This is a genomic window from Streptococcus sp. HF-2466, from assembly GCF_015594645.1.
Classification (GTDB): domain Bacteria; phylum Bacillota; class Bacilli; order Lactobacillales; family Streptococcaceae; genus Streptococcus; species Streptococcus anginosus.
This window is the reverse complement of record NZ_JADNQU010000004.1, coordinates 16,683-37,873: the sequence shown is the minus strand read 5'-3', so window position 1 is coordinate 37,873 and position 21,191 is coordinate 16,683. Positions and strand designations below refer to the sequence as shown.

The 21,191-nt window shown below is 38.5% G+C and carries 16 protein-coding genes; 7 read left to right on the top strand and 9 right to left on the bottom strand.

What is annotated here, in order from left to right; translation table 11 throughout:
* Positions 1-30: 30 nt before the first annotated feature.
* Positions 31-2,589, bottom strand: a complete 2,559-nt coding sequence (mutS, locus tag IYQ91_RS04765) for a DNA mismatch repair protein MutS (RefSeq protein ID WP_195673233.1) — start codon at positions 2,587-2,589, stop codon at positions 31-33.
* A gap of 162 nt (positions 2,590-2,751) precedes the next feature.
* Positions 2,752-3,192 (bottom strand): arginine repressor, encoded by a 441-nt coding sequence (gene argR, locus IYQ91_RS04760; RefSeq protein ID WP_195673232.1) that lies wholly within the window; start codon positions 3,190-3,192, stop codon positions 2,752-2,754.
* Between the two features lie 103 nt (positions 3,193-3,295).
* Between argR and argS the strand changes: the two genes are divergently transcribed.
* Positions 3,296-4,984, top strand: a complete 1,689-nt coding sequence (gene argS, locus IYQ91_RS04755; protein WP_195673231.1) for an arginine--tRNA ligase — start codon at positions 3,296-3,298, stop codon at positions 4,982-4,984.
* A 54-nt stretch (positions 4,985-5,038) separates the two neighbouring features.
* On the opposite strand, the gene nrdI is transcribed toward argS, so the two are convergent.
* From nrdI to malQ, 4 genes are all read right to left on the bottom strand, one after another.
* A complete protein-coding gene (nrdI, locus tag IYQ91_RS04750) occupies positions 5,039-5,494 on the bottom strand; it encodes a class Ib ribonucleoside-diphosphate reductase assembly flavoprotein NrdI (protein WP_022526075.1) in 456 nt (151 codons plus the stop codon).
* Between the two features lie 75 nt (positions 5,495-5,569).
* On the bottom strand, positions 5,570-6,079 hold the full coding sequence (locus tag IYQ91_RS04745) for a hypothetical protein (protein WP_022526076.1): 510 nt from the start codon (positions 6,077-6,079) through the stop codon (positions 5,570-5,572).
* Positions 6,080-6,228: 149 nt separating this feature from the next.
* Positions 6,229-8,487, bottom strand: a complete 2,259-nt coding sequence (gene glgP, locus IYQ91_RS04740; protein WP_195673230.1) for a glycogen/starch/alpha-glucan family phosphorylase — start codon at positions 8,485-8,487, stop codon at positions 6,229-6,231.
* A 25-nt stretch (positions 8,488-8,512) separates the two neighbouring features.
* Complete coding sequence (gene malQ / locus IYQ91_RS04735) at positions 8,513-10,036, bottom strand: 4-alpha-glucanotransferase (RefSeq protein ID WP_195673229.1); 1,524 nt, start codon at positions 10,034-10,036, stop codon at positions 8,513-8,515.
* A gap of 329 nt (positions 10,037-10,365) precedes the next feature.
* On the opposite strand from malQ, the gene IYQ91_RS04730 reads away from it, so the two are divergent.
* The 6 genes from IYQ91_RS04730 (at position 10,366) to pulA (ending at position 17,961) form a co-directional block, all read left to right on the top strand.
* Positions 10,366-11,628, top strand: coding sequence for an extracellular solute-binding protein (locus tag IYQ91_RS04730; RefSeq protein ID WP_195673228.1), 1,263 nt, complete (start codon positions 10,366-10,368; stop codon positions 11,626-11,628).
* A gap of 73 nt (positions 11,629-11,701) precedes the next feature.
* On the top strand, positions 11,702-12,997 hold the full coding sequence (locus tag IYQ91_RS04725; RefSeq protein ID WP_195673227.1) for a sugar ABC transporter permease: 1,296 nt from the start codon (positions 11,702-11,704) through the stop codon (positions 12,995-12,997).
* Position 12,998: 1 nt separating this feature from the next.
* The gene (locus IYQ91_RS04720; protein WP_003026676.1) at positions 12,999-13,841 is read left to right on the top strand and encodes a sugar ABC transporter permease; all 843 of its coding nucleotides are present in this window, start codon (positions 12,999-13,001) and stop codon (positions 13,839-13,841) included.
* Between the two features lie 215 nt (positions 13,842-14,056).
* Positions 14,057-14,869 carry a DUF1189 domain-containing protein gene (locus IYQ91_RS04715; protein ID WP_195673226.1) on the top strand — a complete coding sequence of 271 codons (813 nt, stop codon included), beginning with the start codon at positions 14,057-14,059 and terminating at the stop codon, positions 14,867-14,869.
* A gap of 10 nt (positions 14,870-14,879) precedes the next feature.
* Positions 14,880-15,866, top strand: a complete 987-nt coding sequence (locus IYQ91_RS04710; protein WP_195673225.1) for a LacI family DNA-binding transcriptional regulator — start codon at positions 14,880-14,882, stop codon at positions 15,864-15,866.
* A 13-nt stretch (positions 15,867-15,879) separates the two neighbouring features.
* A complete protein-coding gene (pulA, locus tag IYQ91_RS04705) occupies positions 15,880-17,961 on the top strand; it encodes a type I pullulanase (RefSeq protein ID WP_195673224.1) in 2,082 nt (693 codons plus the stop codon).
* A 219-nt stretch (positions 17,962-18,180) separates the two neighbouring features.
* On the opposite strand, the gene IYQ91_RS04700 is transcribed toward pulA, so the two are convergent.
* The 3 genes from IYQ91_RS04700 to IYQ91_RS04690 all read right to left on the bottom strand — a co-directional run bounded on the left by IYQ91_RS04700 (position 18,181) and on the right by IYQ91_RS04690 (position 21,183).
* Complete coding sequence (locus tag IYQ91_RS04700) at positions 18,181-19,116, bottom strand: YitT family protein (protein WP_126467932.1); 936 nt, start codon at positions 19,114-19,116, stop codon at positions 18,181-18,183.
* Positions 19,103-20,857, bottom strand: coding sequence for an aspartate--tRNA ligase (gene aspS, locus IYQ91_RS04695; RefSeq protein ID WP_195673223.1), 1,755 nt, complete (start codon positions 20,855-20,857; stop codon positions 19,103-19,105). The genes IYQ91_RS04700 and aspS overlap by 14 nt, the downstream gene beginning before the upstream one ends.
* A 119-nt stretch (positions 20,858-20,976) precedes the next feature.
* On the bottom strand, positions 20,977-21,183 hold the full coding sequence (locus IYQ91_RS04690) for a hypothetical protein (RefSeq protein WP_106384203.1): 207 nt from the start codon (positions 21,181-21,183) through the stop codon (positions 20,977-20,979).
* Positions 21,184-21,191 lie beyond the last annotated feature (8 nt).

Sequence of the window (21,191 nt, the reverse complement as noted above, 5' to 3'; positions counted from 1 at the left end):
GCCAGTCACATCCACTATAGCTTCAACATTTTAAAGTTTCTTCTTTATCTCTGCCACAGCCAACATCACTTCCATTGGGGTCATATTATAAATGTCCAACTGGCGCAACTCGTCTAAAATAGGTGATTCGGTTGCTTCTGTAAATAAAGACATCTGCTCAGCTACTTGATTTTCCTTGCCATCACTAGCTTCCTTATTAAAGTGATTGAGAGATGACTTCTCATTTGCTTGATCTTCTAATCGTGTTAGTATCTGGTCTGCTCTCATCAGCAAATCATTTGGTAAACCTGCAATTTTTGCTACATGAATCCCATAAGATTTATCAGCAGGTCCAGCTTCAATCTTATGAAGGAAGGTCACTTGACCATCTTTCTCCATGGTTGCTACATGGACATTTTCTAGTTGTGTCAAACTAGTTGACAGTTCTGTCAACTCGTGATAGTGAGTCGCAAAAAGTGTCTTGGCTCCTGTCCGATTGTGAATATACTCAATAATAGCTTGAGCAAGCGCCATGCCATCATAGGTAGCTGTTCCTCTTCCTAACTCATCAAAAAGGATGAGTGAATTTTCTGTTGCTTGAGAAATAGCATGGTTCGCTTCCATCATTTCAATCATAAAGGTTGATTGTCCAGAAACCAAGTCATCAGCTGCACCAATTCGAGTAAAGATTGCATCAAAAATCGGCAATTGAGCGCTTTCAGCTGAAACATAAGAGCCCATTTGAGCCATAATCACAACAATCGCTAACTGCCGCATATAAGTTGACTTCCCACTCATATTTGGGCCTGTAATTAGCTGAACATTAACATTCTCATCCATTGAAATGCTATTAGGAATATAGGTTTGTGCACCCATAACTTTTTCTACGACCGCATGCCGCCCTTTATCAATTTGGATAGAGCGCTGCTCAATAAATTCTGGTCTCACAAAGTGTTGCTTTTCAGCTACAGCTGCAAAGCTTTGCAGCACATCAACTGTTGCCAGAGTTTGCGCCAAGGATTGCAGGCGTTTGATATATTTACCAGCTTCCTCACGAATGCGCATAAAAATCTCGTATTCCAAATTAGCTGATTTTTCACGCGCTTCCAACATCTCCCCTTCAATACGAGCCAGTTCTTCCGTACCAAAACGCTCTGAATTTTTCAGAGTTGCCTTGCGGAAAAAATGACTGGGAACGTGTTCAAGCTGGGAATTTGTGACATGAAAATAATAACCATCTTTTTTATTGTAATCAATCTTCAGGTTGTTAATTCCACTAGCTTCTCTTTCTTTCGCCTCAATATCTGCAATCCAGCTCGTTCCATCTCGCATGACCACTCGATACTTGTCCAAGGTTTCATCAAAACCTGTTTTAATAATATTACCCTCTGTAATGACATTTGGAGCATCCGGCGAAATTGCTGACTGAATCAAGGCCGCCAATTCAGGAATTTCATCCAATTTGGCAATCAAATCTTCCAAAACTGGGCTGTCAATTCCTTTTAAGATTCCCTTAATTTGTGGTACATGACTCAATGTCGCAGCAAGTTGTAATAAATCTTTCGGATTGGTCTTGCCAAACGAAACCCGACTGGCTAAACGCTCAATATCATACACTCCTTTGAGAGTGTCTGATAAGTCACTGCGCTCAAAGAAATGATCTAAAAAGACTTGCACTACATCCTGCCGCTTGACGATTCGCTCTTTATCAATCAACGGACGTTGAATCCACGCTCTCAACAATCGCGTTCCCATAGCTGTCTTAGTCTCATCCATCAGCCAATACAGACTACCGTGCTTCTTTCCTGTCCGAGCATTCTCTGTTAAATCCAGACTTGCCATAGTTGAGTAGTCCATCTGCAAGAAATCTTTGATTTCATAATGATGAACTTGTTTCAAATGACTAAGCTCACGTAGCTGCGTTTTATGAACATACTCTAATAACTTTCCAGCTACTTGGTGCTCTAGCGGCGACAAGTCCTTTCCTAGTAGCTGAACATCATCAAATGTAGTTTCTACTTGCGATAAAAGGAGATTCATTTGAGTCTCCAATACTTGGCGCTCCATTTCAGACAATTCATACCCTAAGACCACTTCACGCGCTCGCAGGTTTCGGATTTCTCCACAAACCATGTTAAAGTCACTAAGACTTGTGACCTGAAATTCACCCGTTCCCACATCCATATAAGCCAGCCCATATACACCTGCCAGCTTATCCAAGGCCACTAAAAAGTTGTTCTGACTGTCTGGCTTTGAAGAATCAACAACCGTCCCCGGCGTAACTACCTGCACTACTTCGCGTTTGACTACTCCAACCGCTTTTTTAGGATCTTCCATTTGCTCTGCAATCGCAACTTTATAGCCTGCTTCAATTAAGACATCAATGTATTGTTGCACCGAATGATAAGGAACTCCTGCCATTGGGATTGGATTTTCCGAGTTTTTATTGCGACTAGTCAGAGCAATCTCTAAAATCTGTGCCGCATTGGTCGCATCATCATAGAATAATTCATAAAAATCTCCCATGCGAAACAACAAAAAAGCATCTGGATAATCTTTTTTTATATCTAAATACTGTTGCATTCCCGGAGATAGTTTTTCTTTTGTCATTCTCAGCCTTTCCGTTTATTAAATAGCAATGAGAGTCGGACAGAAATTAAATATTTCGGAGACACTTGATTTCGTCATCCCACTCACACTACATCTTGTCATTAGAACTATATAAATAAAGGAAGCTGAGCGCTTCTATCTCAGCTCCATCATCTTCTCCTCTTAATGCATTTTATCAAGGAGCTGCTCTTCCATTTGTTTTGCAGCTGCTGTATCACGACAGATCACTAAAAGCGTGTTAGCCCCTGCTACCGTTCCTAAAATCAGCTCGCCTTTATTAGCATCCACAAAGTTAGCCAGAATAGAAGCATCTCCTAAGCGAGTATGAAGAACCAAGGAAAATTCAGCCCGAGAAACACCCTCTACATGATAAGACAAGAATTCAACCAAATCGATTTTATTTGTTTCATCTGCTAAAACATAATAAACTTCATTGTTTTTCTTGGCTTTTGTCAATCCAATTTCACGTAAGTCCCGAGAGAGGGTTGTCTGTGTTACAACGATGCCTTGTGCCTTTAAACGATCCTGAATATCTTTCTGTGTACTCAGTTTTTCTTCCTTAATCATTCGCTTAATTAGTTTATGACGTTCACTCTTTTTCATTTTATCCTCAATAATGTATATTTATACTCAAAATTATACCAAAAAAATTGAAGATTCGTCAAAAAATATGTTAAAATACTAGTAAAAGACCAAAGGAGAAACCATGGATAATAAACAATTGATTGCAAGTGAATTGGCTAAGGTCGTTGACAGCTTAGACCAAGACGCTATTTTAAATTTACTAGAAAAACCCAAAAGCTCAGATTTAGGTGATATCGCTTTTCCTGCCTTTTCTTTAGCGAAAGTAGAACGAAAAGCGCCTCAAGCGATTGCAGCAGATATTGCAGAAAAAATTGACTCAACAAACTTTGAAAAAGTAGTGGCAACTGGTCCTTATGTTAATTTCTTCCTTGATAAATCAAAAATTTCAGCTCAAGTTATCAAAGAAATTGTAAAAGAAGGAAATAACTATGGGCAGCAAAATGAAGGAAATGGAGAAAATATCACCATTGACCTCTCCAGTCCAAACATTGCAAAACCATTTTCAGTTGGTCATTTGCGCTCAACTGTTATCGGTGATGCCCTTTCTAATATCTTCCGTAAATTGGGTTACAACACCATTAAAATCAATCACTTAGGTGACTGGGGAAAACAATTCGGTCTTTTAATGGTGGCCTATAAAAAATGGGGTAGCAAAGAAGCCGTCGAAGCAAATCCAATTGATGAATTGCTGAAACTGTACGTTCGTATCAATGCGGAAATCGAAACAGATCCTGAGCTTGATGATGAAGGTCGCCTCTGGTTCAAAAAATTAGAAGACGGTGATCCTGAAGCTACTGAATTATGGCAATGGTTCCGCGACGAAAGCCTGAAAGAATTTAACCGTATCTACAAATTGCTTGGCGTTGAATTCGATAGTCTGGCTGGTGAAGCCTTCTATAATGACAAGATGGACGAAGGCATCAAAATCCTTGAAGAAAAAGGATTGTTGGAAGAGTCTAAGGGGGCTAGCATTGTCAACCTTGATGATGTCAATCTGCCACCAGCTATGATTAAGAAATCTGACGGAGCAACACTTTACATTACACGTGATATTGCGACAGCTATGTACCGTGCTCGCACTTACAACTTCGTTAAAAACATTTATGCTGTAGGTCAAGAACAAGCTAATCACTTCAGACAATTAAAAGCCGTTTTGAAGAAGATGGGATTTGACTGGAGCGATGATATGATTCATGTAGACTTTGGATTGGTGACAAAGAACCGTCAAAAATTGTCTACACGTAAAGGAAATATCATCCTTCTTGAGCCAACCCTTCAAGAAGCTATCAATCGTGCTCAGTCACAAATTGAAGCCAAAAATCCTGACCTTGAAAACAAAGAAGCTGTTGCTCGTGTTGTCGGAGTAGGAGCTGTTAAATTCTACGATTTAAAAACAGACCGCCGCAACGGTTACGACTTTGATTTGGAAGCCATGGTATCTTTTGAAGGAGAAACAGGACCATATATCCAGTACGCTTATGCACGTATCCAATCAATCCTTCGCAAGGCTGACTTCAAGCCAAGCGCTGAATCAACATACAGCCTAGATGATGCTGAAAGTTGGGAAATCATTAAACTGCTGCAAGATTTTGCCCGTGTTATCAAACGTGCAGCTGACAATTATGACCCATCACTCATTGCAAAATATGCGATCAGTCTTGCACAAGCATTTAACAAATTCTACGCACACACTCGTATCTTGGACGAAAGTCCTAAACGTGATAGCCGTTTAGCTCTTAGCTACGCAACAGCTGTTGTTCTAAAAGAATCTCTTCGTCTTCTCGGCGTTGATGCTCCAGAAAAAATGTAATTTTCTAACCCTATCAAAAAATCCTATCGATATTTACAACGATAGGATTTTTTATTACATTCCGTATAATTCTTCAATTTTCAGACCAATTCGTTTAACATCTTCATTCAAGCCACGAAGTTCAAATGTGTCCAAGACTGGAAAGCCAAATCGCTCTGAATATTGCTTTGCTGTTAAACAATATTGGTTGTTAAAATTACGATTACCACTACCAACAATTCCAAAACAGCGCTTGTAATTCTCTTCAAAAGCGATAAAGTCACCTAAATCATTGGTAAGAATCTCCACATCCCCATTATCCAAACCATTTCCACCTTCTAAGTAGGTTGGCAAAAAGGCTACAAAAGGCTGAGACATGGCGTAAAATGGTCGCTCCTCTTTCACCATATCTTTTATATCCACCTGCTCAATCTCGACATTTTCATGTCGCTCTTGCAAAAAAGTGGACAAGCGCTTGATAAAACTCGCTGTGTTGCCACTTAAGCTAATATAAACTAAGGAAATCTTCATATTTTCTCACTTTCTAAAAATAAAACACATCTATCATTCTCTTAAAATTTTAAGCTGATAGATATGTTTTGTCAACTATTGTAATTCTTCTTTTGCTAAGTCTTGTTGCTGCCGTTTCATCTTGAAAAAGACAATAACAAGGAAAAGAATATTAAATGCAAAATAAATAATGGTTAAAACTCTTGTCGATGAGATTGCTGTAGCACGCATCGTTTGATCTTTATAAAGATTGTTGAGTGGCATACCACCGATATAATTGTAAATTGTCCCAATAATTCCTAATAGCACATAAGCAATATAGGCAAAATTAGCGTATAGAATGTTTTTCTTGACGATAAACACAATGGCAGCAATCAACAGTAGAATGGAAAGGATAACTAATATTTTATGCGGAATATTATGAAGAAAGACAAGACTTCTTTCAGTTACTTCCACGATTTGCTTCACAACCGTTTCAGACAATCCTTTATAAGAACTTGTATTCGTTATTTTTTCACTGCCAAAAAAGGTTCCTACAAGTGTAAAAGATGATAGAATGGCTGATAGTGTCAGCAAGACATATAGATAAATTGGTCGTTTTTTCACAATAATCCTCCTCGTTGTGAAAAAGTTTTCAGTTTTATTTATTATAACGTAAGCAGTCAAAAATGGCAACAAAAGTTTCACTAGTGTCAATTATTTTTTTCAAACAAAAGCCCCTCAACTATCAATCAAGGGGCCTATTTGCTATTGAACTAGTTCAAATGCCAAATTTCATCGTTATATTGAGCAATCGTACGGTCAGCAGAGAAGAAGCCTGCTTTTGCAATATTGACAAGAACTTTTTCAAGCCAGACATCACGGTCTTCATAATCCGCAAACATGCGTTCTTTTGTTTCAATATAGTCTTCCAAGTCAAGAAGCGTCATGAACCAGTCTTTATTGATCAATTCATTGTAAAGTCGTTCCAAGCGCTCTTTCTTACCAACTGCAAGAATAGCATCACTGACAATGAAATCAACCAGCGGTTTGATTGCTTTACGAGCATAGAATTCACTTGACTTATAAGCTTCTTTGGCATACAAATCAATAACTGTTTCAGAATCTTCACCGAAGATATAAATGTTGTCATCGCCGACTAATTCATGAATTTCAACATTTGCTCCGTCTGAAGTACCAAGCGTTAAAGCACCATTTAGCATGAATTTCATGTTACCAGTACCTGAAGCTTCTTTAGAAGCAAGGGAGATTTGCTCAGAAATGTCACCGGCTGCAATTAAGAAGCTAGCTGCTGTTACATTATAGTTTTCAACCATAACGACTTGCAAGTATGGAGAAACTTCTGGGTCGTTAGCAATTACTTCTGACAAGCAAAGGATTAAATGAATAATATCTTGCGCAATCGTGTATGCTGGAGCAGCTTTCCCACCAAAGAAGACTGTAATTGGACGCGCAGGAATGTTTCCAGCCTTGATGTCCAAGTATTTGTGAATGACATAAAGAGCATTCATTTGTTGGCGTTTGTACTCGTGAAGACGTTTGATTTGGATATCAAAGATTGATTCAGGATTGATTTCAACACCTTGGTGCTCTTTCAAGTGACGAGCTAACTTCCGTTTGTTGTGAGCTTTGATTTTTTCAAGTTCAGCTTTCACATCAGCCTTACCAGAAAATTCAAGTAAGTCTTCTAATTTTGAAGCATCATGGTGCCAATCGCGGCCAATCAAGCTATCAATGTAATTTGACAAACGTGGATTTGCGTGCATAAGCCAGCGACGGAAGGTGATTCCGTTTGTTTTATTGTTGAATTTTTCTGGATAAATGTCGTAAAAGGCCTTGAGTTCTGAGTTTTTCAAGATTTCTGTATGAAGAGCAGCAACCCCATTGACACTATATCCATAGTGAATGTCCATGTGAGCCATGTGTACACGATCATGTTCATCAATAATTTGAACAGCTGGATCTGCGTATTCAGCCTTCACGCGCTTATCCAATTCTTTGATAATTGGAACCAAGTGTGGAACAACTTCTTCCAAGAATTCAAGCGGCCATTTTTCAAGCGCTTCAGCAAGAATGGTATGGTTTGTATAAGCCGTCATATTCTTAACGATATTGATTGCTTCATCAAGAGAAATACCACGTTCTGTCAAAAGACGAATCATCTCTGGAATGACCATAGATGGGTGTGTATCGTTGATTTGGATAACAGCATAGTCAGCCAAGTCATGAAGATTGCTACCTTTTTCAATCGCTTCATCAATAATCAATTGTGCACCATTTGACACCATAAAGTATTGTTGGAAGATACGGAGCAATTCACCTTGCTTATTACTATCATCTGGATAAAGGAATAGAGTCAAATTACGAGCAATATCTGTCTTATCAAAGTCAATCCCATCTTCAATGATACTTGCATCTACTGAGTCAAGGTCGAACAGACGAAGACGGTTTTTAGTAGCTGTTTTATAACCAGGCACATCAATGTCATAAAGAGTTGATGTTAAAGTGAAATCAGCAAATGGTACTTGATAGCTACGGCTTGATTTTACTAACCAATTTTGCTCTGTCAACCAGAAGTTTGGTACTGTTGCTTGCTCATTATTTTTCAATACTTGTTGGAAAAGACCAAAGTGATAGTTCAGACCTACACCGTCTCCATTCAAACCAAGTGTTGCAATAGAATCAAGGAAGCAAGCAGCCAGACGTCCTAAACCACCATTACCAAGTGAAGGTTCTAATTCGACTTCTTCCACTTCAATCAAGTCTTTACCAGCATCTGCTAATTCTTTTTTGACATCATCATAAAGGCCAAGGTTGATGAGGTTGTTTGACAACAGTTTTCCAATCAAAAATTCTGCTGAAATGTAATACAATTTCTTTTTACCAGTATTAACTGGCTTTTGTGCACTAGCCAATTTTGTATAGTTTAAAAGGGCAATATACAATTCTTCATTGCTGCATTCAGCAATTTCTTTTTGATAAGTTTGTTGGATAAATTCTTGTAAATTTGACATTTTTTCTCCTACTTAGAAAAGAACGTTACAATTCATTCTCTTTCTTTAATAATTTTTTATTTAAACGACGATATGTTTTCGTCAAGCTATATAACTCTGCTTCAATCACAGGGTCCAATTCATCTGCTGTCATACGCCATGACCAATTGCCACCAATGCTTGATGGATAGTTCATGCGAGCTGAGCCGTCTAGTTCAAACAAATCTTGCATGGTTGCAATTGCCATAAAGCTGACAGAAGCAAAGATAGTCCGTAGCATAGCATGAGGTACTGTTTCATATTCTTTACGATTAGTATATTGAGCCATATATTCACGTGTGGCATCATCAATTTCATCGCGATACCAACCAAGTACCGTGTTATTATCATGCGTACCTGTGTACATGACAGAATTGTTAGGCGCAAGATGTGGACTATCAATACTTTCAGACTCTGGATTAAAGGCGAATTGAGTGACTTTCATACCAGGGAAGCCTGTTTTTTCCCGCAAAGCAATCACTTCGTCGGTCATAAAGCCTAAATCCTCGGCGATGATGTTTAGTTCACCCAATTCTTCCTTCACAGCTTTAAACAAAGCATAATCAGGACCTTTCACCCATTTACCAGGAGCGGCTGTATCGGATCCAGCAGGGATTTCCCAATAAGATTCAAAACCACGAAAATGATCGATACGAACCACATCGTAGATTTTGAAACTCTCACGTAAGCGTTCAATCCACCAGCTATACCCATCTTCATCCATTGCCTTCCAGTCATAAATTGGGTTTCCCCAAAGTTGACCGGTCGCAGAGAATTCATCTGGCGGACATCCTGCTACACATGTAGGCTGTCCTAATTCATCTGTTTTAAAGAAATGCGGTTGCGCCCAAACATCACAGCTATCAGCTGCCACATAGATTGGCATATCGCCAACGATTTCAATATGATGTTCGTTAGCATAATTTTTCAATTCTAACCATTGTTTGAAGAAGAGATATTGCGTAACACGATGATAGGTCAATCGATCAGCTAGCTTTTCGCGATAAGTTGCCAAGCTAGACGCTTCACGATGACGTACCGCTGCATCTGGCCATTCAGTCCAAGCTTTCAAGTCGAAATACTCTTTAATCGCCATGTATTCAACAAATACTTCAAGCCAAGACGCATTATCTGCTACAAATTTTTCATAGGCTGCTAAGTCTCCACGTTCTAAGAAACGTTTCACAGCTTTTTCCAAAACAGGCCTGCGATTGTTAAACACTTTCGCATAATCTACTTTTCTTGGATCTTGACCAAAGTCTAACCCTTCAAGATCACTTTTTACAAGCAGTCCTTCTTCAACCAGTCGATCAAAATCAATAAAATGTGTATTTCCCGCAAATGCAGAGAATGATTGGTAAGGAGAATCTCCATAACTGGTCGTGCCCAAAGGCAAAATTTGCCAGTAGCGTTGCTTTGTTCTTACCAAAAAATCCACAAAATCGTAAGCACTTTTTCCAAATGAGCCGATTCCGTATTTCCCTGGAAGAGAAGAAATATGCATGAGAACACCACTTTGACGCTCTTTCATCTTATCACCTCAATAAATTTTTCTGTTAAATTTTGCATTCATTTAACGAAAACGTTTGCGTTGATTTGATTATAACTTAATTCCGACCTGTATGCAACCATTTTTCTAGTTTTTTTGTAAAATTTTAAAATATTTTGGACAATTGAATCATTTTCTTCTATATTTTTTCAAGATTTTTGGAGTGGAAAATAAAAAATTTTCAAGATTTTTTAAAAAAGTGTTGCAACCGTTTTCTATTTGTGGTATACTTAAGCATAGTTTAAGAAAACGTTTGCGTAAACTATTTTAAATTGTTATCTTATTATTTTATTCTTTAGGAGGAATAAATCATGAAACATAAAATGTTGAAAAGTGTTGCAGTTCTTGGAACTGTAGGATTAGCTAGTTTGTTACTAGTAGCTTGCGGTAGCAAAAATAATAAATCAGCTTCTTCTGGTGATGGTAAAAACCTCACTGTTTACGTAGAAAAACAATACGAAGGCTACATGAAGAAAGCTGCTGCTGCTTTTGAAAAAGAAAATGGAACAAAAGTTACTATTAAAACTGGCGACCAACTTAAAGGTCTTGAAAATCTTTCACTTGACAACCAATCTGGCAAAGCTCCAGACGTTATGATGTCTCCATATGACCGCGTAGGTAGTCTCGGTTCGGACGGCCAACTTTCAGAAGTGAAACTTGACAAAGGTTCAATGACTGATGACACAACAAAAGCACTCGTAACTACAAAAGGTAAGACTTATGGCGCACCTGCTGTTATCGAAACATTAGTAATGTACTACAATAAAGACCTTGTTTCTAAAGCTCCAACTACATTTGCTGAATTAGAAGAACTGGCAAAAGACAGCAAATATGCTTTTGCTAACGAAAATGGCAAAACAACTGCTTTCCTCGCGGACTGGACAAACTTCTATTATGCTTACGGTCTGTTAGCTGGTAACGGGGGTTACGTATTTGGTAAGAACGGTACCGATCCTAAAGACATCGGTCTTGCAAATGACGGTTCTATTAAAGGTATTGAATACGCTAAATCTTGGTACGAAAAATGGCCAAAAGGAATGCAAGATACTAAAGGTGCCGCAAACTTAATTCAAACTCAATTCCAATCAGGTAAAACAGCTGCTATCATTGAAGGCCCTTGGAAAGCTGCATCATTTAAAGAAGCTAAAGTGAACTATGGTGTTGCCACTATTCCTACACTTCCAAATGGTAAAAACTATCAAACCTTTGGTGGTGGTAAAGCTTGGGTCATCCCTGCAGGATCTAAAAATGCCAAAACAGCTCAAAAATTTGTCAACTTCTTGACATCAACAGATCAACAAAAAGCTTTCTATGATGCTACAAACGAAGTACCTGCTAATACAGAAGCTCGTAAATATGCTGAAGGTAAAAATGATGAATTGACTTCAGCTGTTGTTAAACAGTTCCAATCTGCTCAACCTATGCCAAATATCTCTGAAATGAGTACTGTATGGGATCCAGCAGCAAGTATGCTCTTTGATGCTGTAAGTGGTAAAAAAGATACTAAAACCGCTGTAAATGATGCCGTTAAATTGATTAAAGATACTATCAATCAAAAATTTGGTAAAAAATAAAACAGATTGAGGTAGGATAGAACTCGATTGGCAGCACCAGTCGAGTTCTATATTTTAGAAAAAGGAGACTCTGATGACTACACAACAACAGCCACGTAAAGCATTGCTGCTCTCCCTCATCCCAGGACTTGGGCAAATTTATAATAAACAAAAAGCAAAAGGGGCTATCTTTTTAGGAGTTACCATCTTATTTTTGATTTACTTTTTCGCCATTGCTGCTCCTGAGTTAGGAAACTTATTTACTCTCGGTGAGGTTCCTGGACGCGATAACTCTCTTTTCATGCTGATTCGTGGTGCATTCCACTTTATTCTTGTCATTGTTTATTTCATCTTTTATGCTCTCAATCTAAAAGATGCTTATACTATTGCGAAACGTTGGAATAATGATTATCCAGTTCCTACGACTTTCAAAGATATGTTAAAAGGAATTTACGCTAATGGTTTTCCTTACCTATTGATTATTCCTTCATATATTGCAATGACTTTTGCTATCATTTTCCCTGTATTGGTCACTCTTTTAATCGCCTTTACAAACTATGATTTCCAACATTTGCCTCCAACCAAGCTCTTGGATTGGGTTGGCGTGACAAACTTCACTAATATTTGGCGACTTAGCACTTTCCGCTCTGCTTTTGGAGCCGTTCTTGGTTGGACTATTATCTGGGCACTGACTGCCTCAACTGTCCAAATCGTTATTGGTATTTTTACCGCTATTATTGCAAACCAACCATTTATTAAAGGAAAACGCATTTTCGGCGTTATCTTCCTACTGCCTTGGGCTGTCCCAGCATTCATCACTATCTTAACTTTCAGTAACATGTTCAACGATAGTATCGGTGCGATCAATACCCAAGTCATTCCGCTTCTTGGTAAACTATTGCCATTCTTAAATGGACATCTGATTCCTTGGAAAACAGATCCAACCTGGACTAAAATTGCTCTAATTATGATGCAAGGTTGGCTTGGTTTCCCTTACATTTATGTATTGACACTTGGTATCTTGCAATCCATTCCAAACGATCTTTACGAAGCAGCTTACATTGATGGTGCAAATGCATGGCAAAAATTCCGCAATATCACTTTCCCAATGATTTTAGCAGTTGCTGCCCCTACACTCATCAGTCAGTATACTTTCAACTTCAACAACTTCTCTATCATGTACCTCTTTAATGATGGCGGTCCTGGTACAGTTGGTGGTGGTGCAGGTTCGACTGACATCCTCATTTCATGGATTTATCGTTTAACGACAGGTGCAGCTCCTCAATACTCAATGGCCGCTGCGGTAACACTTATCATTTCTCTTATCGTGATTTCAATCTCCATGATTGCGTTCAAGAAACTACATGCATTTGATATGAAGGATGTGTAAGATGAATAATTCTATTAAATTTAAACGCCGTTTAAACCACTTTTTAACTTATTTCTATCTAGTGGCTTTATCTATTATCATTATCTATCCTCTCTTGATTACGATTATGTCTGCTTTCAAGACAGGGAATGTCCTTGCGTTTAAGCTAGATACAGATATTAATTTTAGCCTAGAAAACTTTAGCAAGCTTTTTACTGAAACTCTTTATGGGACTTGGTACTTTAACACTTTAATCATTGCTATCTTGACAATGATTATCCAAACAAGTATAGTTGTACTAGCTGGTTACGCTTATAGTCGTTATAATTTCCTAGCTAGAAAACAAAGTCTAGTCTTCTTCTTAATCATTCAAATGGTGCCAACAATGGCTGCCCTGACCGCCTTCTTCGTTATGGCTTTGATGTTAAATGCGCTCAACCACAGTTGGTTCCTCATCTTCCTTTATGTCGGCGGTGGTATCCCAATGAACGCTTGGCTCATGAAAGGATATTTTGATACTGTGCCTATCTCGCTTGATGAGTCCGCTAAATTGGACGGTGCTGGTCACTTCAGACGCTTCTGGCAAATTGTCTTGCCACTCGTTCGTCCAATGATTGCTGTACAAGCTCTCTGGGCTTTCATGGGACCATTCGGAGACTACATCTTATCTAGTTTCTTACTTCGTGAAAAAGAATTCTATACAGTTGCTGTTGGTTTACAAACCTTTGTTAGTGATGTGAAGAATTTGAAGATTGCCTACTTCTCAGCAGGTGCTATCTTGATTGCCTTGCCAATCTGTATCTTATTCTTCTTCCTACAAAAGAACTTTGTATCTGGTTTAACAAGTGGTGGCGACAAGGGATAATCTTGTCCCACCCTCTTTTATTTATAGTTGTATGATAGCTAATAAACTTTGCTTTATTAGCCATTACCTGATTATAAATTTGGGAACTATATAGCACTTTACACTAATCACAATATATAGTATCTTAAAATAAGATTTTTGTAAATTTGACAACTATACTTTGTAGTTGTGTAAACAGGTATATAATTCCCATAAATTTTTAGAAAGAGTGTCTTATGCTACCTTATCCATTTAATTATTTTTCTAGTATTTACGGTTTTAAAAAGCCTTTTGCCAACCGAAAATTACTGACCTGGTGTCAATTGATTTTTACAAGCATCTTTTTAATCTCCTTATCCATGATACCAGTTGCTGTGCAAAACGCGTCTCTCAAGACTTATCCACTCACTACTTTTGTAGATGGTGTTTTTGACCCTGTTACAAAGGAAGTAATGGACGATATCACAGAGAATGCTAAAATAGCAAATCATCAATTCAGCTATGCTGGTCAGCAATCAACTCACAATAGCAAAGCAGGAACTGTCCTTCTTGGAAAAGGGAATACAGCTTTAGGAGAAAAGCTGACCCTTGCTTTTGAGCCAAAGCAATTGGTTATTAGTAAAAAAGGAAGAAAACTGGCAAACATTCAATATCAGCATATCAATCAAGCTGCTCTAAAAAATAAAAAGTCGCTCAGTGCCGCCATTTCACAAGATTGGTTTCAACAAAATCGTGTTACCGTCAGTCTATTTTTGATTCTGATTTCAGGATTTCTATTGGCATTAAACTTCTTTATTGTCCTTCTAGGTGCCACTTTTTTCCTTTACTTAACGAAAAAATCTCGTCTTTTTTCTTTTAAAACCGTCAAAGAATGCTATCATTTTGCTTTGAATTGTTTAGGTTTGCCAACATTGATTGCTGTCGCGGTAGGGTTATTGTTTGGTCAAGCCATGACCACTATGATTACCATTCAAAACATTCTGTTTGTTCTTTATCTCGTCATTATTTTCTATCGGACACATTTCCGTGATGAAAAAATGAAAAAGTAGGAGGTTTTTTATGCGAGTTACTATTAAAGAAGTTGCTAAATTGGCAGGAGTTTCGCCTTCTACCGTTACCCGTGTTGTCCAAAATAAATCCAGCATCAGCGATGAGACCAAAAAAAGAGTCCGTAAAGCTATGAAGGAATTGAATTATCATCCTAATCTTAATGCACGTAGTCTTGTTAGCAGTTACACACAAGTCATTGGTGTTGTTTTACCTGATGATTCCGATGCTTTTTATCAAAATCCATTTTTTCCTTCAGTCTTTCGCGGGATTGCTCAGGTGGCTTCCGAGCATCACTATGCTATTCAAATTGCGACTGGAAAAAATGAAAAAGAACGCATGGAAGCTATTTCCCAAATGGTTCTAGGAAAACGTGTGGACGGACTCATTTTTCTCTATTCTCAGGAAAATGATCCATTAGTGAAAATGGTCAGCGAAGAACAATTTCCTTTCTTAATTTTAGGAAAATCTCTTTCGCCATTCATTCCTTTGGTGAACAATGACAATATTCAAGCCGGATATGATGCAACAGAATATTTTATCAAAAAAGGCTGCCGCAATATTGCTTTTATTGGTGGTAGTAAAAGGTTATTTGTGACACAAGATCGTTATAAAGGATACCAAAAAGCGCTAGAAGATTACCATTTAGAGCTTGACCCTCAAAATACAGCCTTTGCAAATGAATTTTTGGAAGATAAAGGATATCAATTTACCAAGCGCCTTCTCAGTCATGATACAAAAATTGATGCCATTATCACAACAGACAGTATGCTGGCAGAGGGAGTTTGTAATTATTTAAATGAAAATCAATTATCTGTTCCCACTCTAGCCTTTGACTCTATTAAACCCAAACTTGATTTAATAGCTTATGTAGATATTAACACATTAGAGCTAGGGCGGGTTTCGTTCAAGACTATTCTACAAATTATCAATGATACCAAAGAAAATCGACAAATTTGTTATCGCCAATTAATTCCACATCGCATTATCGAACAATAAAGAAAGGAAGTTTATGGCTTTCCGAACATTCCAAGCCTACTTAGATGACCAAAGTCTCATCACGATCAAGTTAGAAAAACAATTTTATACTGAACAATTACAATTTACAATCGAAACGGTTGATAGCACACAAACCTTACAGATAAGAACTCTGGAAGAACAAGATGACTTCGTGCAATACAGTCTTGCTCCTCTTGAGCCGTTAGATTTAACCAGTCATTATTGGATTTACGACCAAGATCGCAATAAAACCTTTTTGCAATTTCGCCATATTGTGAGAAAACCGATTTTTGACCAGACCTTTGCTTATGATGGCGATGACTTAGGAGCTCATTACACTCCTAAAGTAACGACTTTTAAACTCTGGACTCCTATTTCCGAGCAAGTTTTGCTCCATTTACAAAATCAAGTTTATCCGATGACACTTGGTGAAAAGGGCGTTTGGCAAACAGAGGTCTCTGGAGATTTTGATGGGGCTGCTTATTACTATCTACACAAAGTGAATGGTCATTGGGTGGAAGTCCACGACCCTTATGCCCTATCTTCTGAAAGCAATTCTGGTGTTAGTTATGTTGTCAATCCAGAGAAAATTACTCGCCCAATTCACCGAGCAGCAACACAAATTCCAATAACAAAAGCTGTTATCTACGAGATGAGTGTGAGAGATTTTTCCATGCAAAAAGAAGCTGAGTTTTCTTACCCTGGGAAATTCAAGTCCCTAACAGAGTCTCCTGATTTGCAAGAACACACTTTGGGAATGGATTATGTCAAACAACTGGGCATTACTCATATCCAACTCATGCCAGTGTATGATTTTGGCAGTGTTGATGAAAACCATCCAGAACTCGTGTATAACTGGGGCTACGACCCTATGCAATACAATCTTCCTGACGGCAGCTTTGCAACAAATCCACATGATCCTTATACAAGAATCGTTGAATTGCAAGAAGCAATCGCTGCTTATCATCAAGCCGACATCAGTGTTATCATGGACGTCGTTTACAATCATGTCTACGATCCCCAAACCTATGCTTTTGAAAAAATCGTCCCAGGCTATTTCTTCCGTTATGATCACAATGCCAATTTAACAAATGGGACTTTCTGTGGGAACGACGTAGCAAGTGAACGAGCAATGGTTCGTAGCTATATTAAGCATTCCCTCAAACAATGGCTAACTCTTTATGGAATGGACGGCTTCCGCTTTGACCTCATGGGCATTCTAGATATAGAAACCATGAAGCAGATTGCAGAGGAATTGAAGTCGCTTTATCCAAATGTTTATTTGTATGGAGAAGGGTGGCGTATGAATACGGGACTCGATAGCAATCGACTTGCACATCAATTCAACGCTGACAAATTACCAAGCTATGGATTTTTCAACGATCATTTTCGCAATACAATAAAAGCAACCATTGCAGAAGGGCAACAATTATCAGAGGTTCATTCGCTAAATTCCATAGAGAATGTTCTAACTGCTAATATTGGCTTCTCAGGTACTGGTACTGAGCACTTTATCGCACCGCAACAAGCAATCAACTATGTAGAATGCCATGACGATGCAACTGCTTTTGACTATTTTGCGATTCAAAATCCAAAGATTGATTTGAAGGAACGGCTTGATAATGCCCGTCTCGCTCTGCATCTCTCCTTACTTGCACAAGGGGTGCCTTTTATTCACAGCGGGCAAGAGTTTTTCCGTAGTAAAAACCTCATGGATAATACTTATAATGCTCAAGACGCCATCAACCGTCTTGATTGGCTACGCTCAATTGAATATGAGAAAGACGTAGATTTTGTTCGCCAGTTGATCCAATTCAGAAAAGCAAATCTGCTCCTCAGTTTGGAAACAAGAACAGAAATTAAAGATTACTGTTCTGTCGAATGGCTAAGTGATTCTGTGGTCGAATATAAAATTAAAGAAAAAGAAGATCAAATCACAATCCTCATTAACTTTGGAAACGAAGCATTTAGCTATCCAAATCAGGATAAACAAGCTATTTTTATCAACTACCCAGAGATCAGCCTTGACGTTCCTCTCAATACTAACAGAGATTCCTATACTGTCCCTGCAAAACAAGTTCTCGTACTTAAATAATCGTGAGGCTGGGCAAAAACACCATTTTTAATCAGAAATAGATAATCAACGACATTATAAAAGGCTTAAAATCAAGATTTATTTAAACCAGATTCTAAGCCTTTTTGCTTTTATGCTTGTTTTTGCCCAGCCTCTATTTGTCCCGCACCGAAGGCCGCGAGACAGACTGCAAGTCATATAAAAAAACATCAGATTGACCAAACTAGCCAATCTGATGTTTTATTCTTCTACGAAACGTCCAAGAATGTGAACATTATCTGCTACCGATACAAAAGCATGCGGATCGGTTTTACGCATGATATGCTTGAATTCATTAAATTCAGCACGCGTAATAACTGTAATCAAAACTGCTTTTTTCTCATGATTGTAGGTACCTTCTGCACCATTAACCATGGTTGCACCACGATGCAATTTGTTATGAATTTTATCAATAACTTCTCTGGGATGACTGGTAATAATCATCGCCTGCATCTTCTTTTGCTTAGTAAAGACTGCATCTGTCACACGGCTTGACACAAAAATCGTAATCATCGAATATAGTGCGTATTTCCAGCCGAAAGTCACACCGGCAATAATCATAATCATGCCATTGACCATAAAGGAAATATTTCCCACATTTCTGCCGGTTTTCTTCCGAACCGTCAAGCTGACAATATCCGTCCCACCACTGGAAATATTGGAACGCAAGGCAAAGCCGATTCCCATTCCCATGATAACCCCACCAAACAAGGCATTGATAATCGGGTCATTCGTTAAAGTCACTTCAGGAACAAACTGGATAAACAGCGAGCTCATGGAAACGGTTATAAAAGTAAATACCGTAAACTTGTGCCCAATTTGATACCAAGCCAAAATCATCAGCGGGATATTGATGAGGTAGAAAGTCACAGAAACCGGAATAGTAAATCCTAAAAAACGCGTACTTAAAGCAGCTAAAATCTGTGCCAATCCAGTCGCACCGCTTGAATAAACATGCCCCGGTTGAAAGAAAAGATTCACTGCAACCGCAGATAGAAAACCATAAATGAGCGAAGCAGAAATCTTTTCATCGTACTTCTCACGAGAAATACTCTTAAGTACTCGTATCAACTTAAAATCATAGGCTAGACGGCGCAAATAATAACGCAATCGTTTGTAAATCTTACTTTTCTTCATGAGTTTCTACTTGTAAACTTAATTCTTCAAGTTGTTTAGCGTCGACTATGCTTGGCGCCTGAGTCATTGGATCACTTGCTTTGTTGTTTTTAGGGAAAGCAATCACTTCACGGATATTTTCCTCGCCAGCCAGCAACATGACAAAACGATCTAGCCCAATTGCCAGTCCACCATGCGGTGGAAAACCATAATCCATTGCTTCTAGCAAGAAACCAAATTGATCAGTAGCTTCTTCTTCAGAAAAACCAAGGGCTTTAAACATTCGTTCTTGCAAATCTTTGTGGTTAATACGAAGACTTCCACCACCCAATTCATAACCATTCAAGACAATATCATAAGCAATAGCACGAACCTTGCTCAAATCACCTTCTAATTCATGAGCTGTGTCTGCTTGTGGAAGAGTGAATGGATGGTGCGCACTCATATAGCGACCTTCTTCTTCCGACCATTCAAACATTGGCCAATCCACAACCCAAAGGTAATTAAATTTCGATTCATCAATCAAGTCTAGATCTTTTGCAAGACGAACACGAAGAGCTCCCAAAGATGCATTGGCAACTTCAAGCGTATCCGCTACAAAAAGAACCAAATCATTGTCTTCAAGCTGTAAAGCATCTGTTAAGTCACTTGTCAAGTCTTTCAAAAACTTAGCAACTGGTCCATTTAATTCACCTGATGCCACTTTCACCCAAGCAAGTCCTTTTGCTCCATACTGTTTTGCTTGCTCTGTCAACTTATCTATATCTTTTCGCGAATAGCTGTCAGCTGCATTTTTCACAACAATAGCTTTAACGGCTGGTGCTTCTGAGAAAACTTTAAAGTCAATTCCCTTGACAAGTTCTGTCAAGTCTTGCAATAGCATCTCAAAACGTGTATCTGGCTTATCACTTCCATACAGAGCCATTGCATCATCATATTTCATTCGTGGGAATGGCAGTGTAACCTCAATCCCCTTCGTTTCTTTCATCACTCGAGCAATCAAGCCTTCTGTAATATCCTGGATTTCTTGATCAGATAGGAAAGAAGTTTCTAAGTCAACCTGTGTAAACTCTGGTTGACGGTCTCCACGTAAATCCTCATCACGAAAGCATTTTACAATTTGATAATACCGATCAAATCCAGCATTCATCAACAGTTGCTTGGTAATTTGAGGACTTTGTGGCAGAGCATAAAAATGACCTTGGTTCACTCGACTTGGTACCAAATAATCACGCGCCCCTTCTGGAGTTGACTTAGTAAGAAACGGCGTTTCCACATCAATAAATTCAAGCTCATCTAAGTAATTGCGAATAGAATGTGTTACCTTAGCCCGCAATTTCAAATTTGCCAACATTTCAGGACGACGAAGGTCTAAATAACGGTAACGGAGACGGGTATCATCATTCGCTTCAATACCGTCTTTGATTTCAAATGGAGTCGTTTTGGCCGTATTGAGAACTGTCAAATGCTCCACGTGTAATTCAACAGCTCCTGTTGCCAATTTATCATTCGCCTGCGTACGGCCTTCTACTTTTCCAGTCACTTCGATCACATATTCGCTTCGCAAACTTTCAGCGGTTTCCATGATTTCTTTATCCACATTTTCAGGATTGATAACTAGCTGCATTATGCCTTCACGGTCACGCAAATCAATGAAAATCAACCCTCCCAAGTCACGACGACGGGACACCCAACCTTTCAAAGTGATTTTTTGACCAACATGTTCACTACGAACACGCCCGGCATACATTGAACGTTTCATTTTTATTCTCCAAACTTTTAATTCTTTTACTATTTTACCACAAAAGCGATGAAAAAGAAGACATGCTTTTCAAAATCTTCATATCTTAACGTAATATTTTTACAAAAGAAGATGACGACTCACCTCTTACTTTCTTTGTCATATAATTCAGGATGCAAAACCTTGACCACATAACTTGATGCTAAGCGCAATAGCCCTGCTGCCAAGCCAAAAATCGGTGCTAAAAACCGAAAAAAGAAATTCCCTCTTACAAAATAGGCAATTCCTCCTATAATCAAAAAAACAATTAGAAACTGAATTACAGACGGAATGATTATTTTTTTCATTGTTCTCT

What these genes read in the sequence shown, in the direction of transcription:
- mutS (WP_195673233.1), bottom strand. Translation starts at nt 2,589, where the DNA reads ATGACAAAAGAAAAACTATCTCCGGGAATGCAACAGTATTTAGATATA.
- argR (WP_195673232.1), bottom strand. Translation starts at nt 3,192, where the DNA reads ATGAAAAAGAGTGAACGTCATAAACTAATTAAGCGAATGATTAAGGAA.
- argS (WP_195673231.1), top strand. Translation starts at nt 3,296, where the DNA reads ATGGATAATAAACAATTGATTGCAAGTGAATTGGCTAAGGTCGTTGAC.
- nrdI (WP_022526075.1), bottom strand. Translation starts at nt 5,494, where the DNA reads ATGAAGATTTCCTTAGTTTATATTAGCTTAAGTGGCAACACAGCGAGT.
- glgP (WP_195673230.1), bottom strand. Translation starts at nt 8,487, where the DNA reads ATGTCAAATTTACAAGAATTTATCCAACAAACTTATCAAAAAGAAATT.
- malQ (WP_195673229.1), bottom strand. Translation starts at nt 10,036, where the DNA reads ATGAAAGAGCGTCAAAGTGGTGTTCTCATGCATATTTCTTCTCTTCCA.
- IYQ91_RS04730 (WP_195673228.1), top strand. Translation starts at nt 10,366, where the DNA reads ATGAAACATAAAATGTTGAAAAGTGTTGCAGTTCTTGGAACTGTAGGA.
- IYQ91_RS04725 (WP_195673227.1), top strand. Translation starts at nt 11,702, where the DNA reads ATGACTACACAACAACAGCCACGTAAAGCATTGCTGCTCTCCCTCATC.
- IYQ91_RS04720 (WP_003026676.1), top strand. Translation starts at nt 12,999, where the DNA reads ATGAATAATTCTATTAAATTTAAACGCCGTTTAAACCACTTTTTAACT.
- IYQ91_RS04715 (WP_195673226.1), top strand. Translation starts at nt 14,057, where the DNA reads ATGCTACCTTATCCATTTAATTATTTTTCTAGTATTTACGGTTTTAAA.
- IYQ91_RS04710 (WP_195673225.1), top strand. Translation starts at nt 14,880, where the DNA reads ATGCGAGTTACTATTAAAGAAGTTGCTAAATTGGCAGGAGTTTCGCCT.
- pulA (WP_195673224.1), top strand. Translation starts at nt 15,880, where the DNA reads ATGGCTTTCCGAACATTCCAAGCCTACTTAGATGACCAAAGTCTCATC.
- IYQ91_RS04700 (WP_126467932.1), bottom strand. Translation starts at nt 19,116, where the DNA reads ATGAAGAAAAGTAAGATTTACAAACGATTGCGTTATTATTTGCGCCGT.
- aspS (WP_195673223.1), bottom strand. Translation starts at nt 20,857, where the DNA reads ATGAAACGTTCAATGTATGCCGGGCGTGTTCGTAGTGAACATGTTGGT.
- IYQ91_RS04690 (WP_106384203.1), bottom strand. Translation starts at nt 21,183, where the DNA reads ATGAAAAAAATAATCATTCCGTCTGTAATTCAGTTTCTAATTGTTTTT.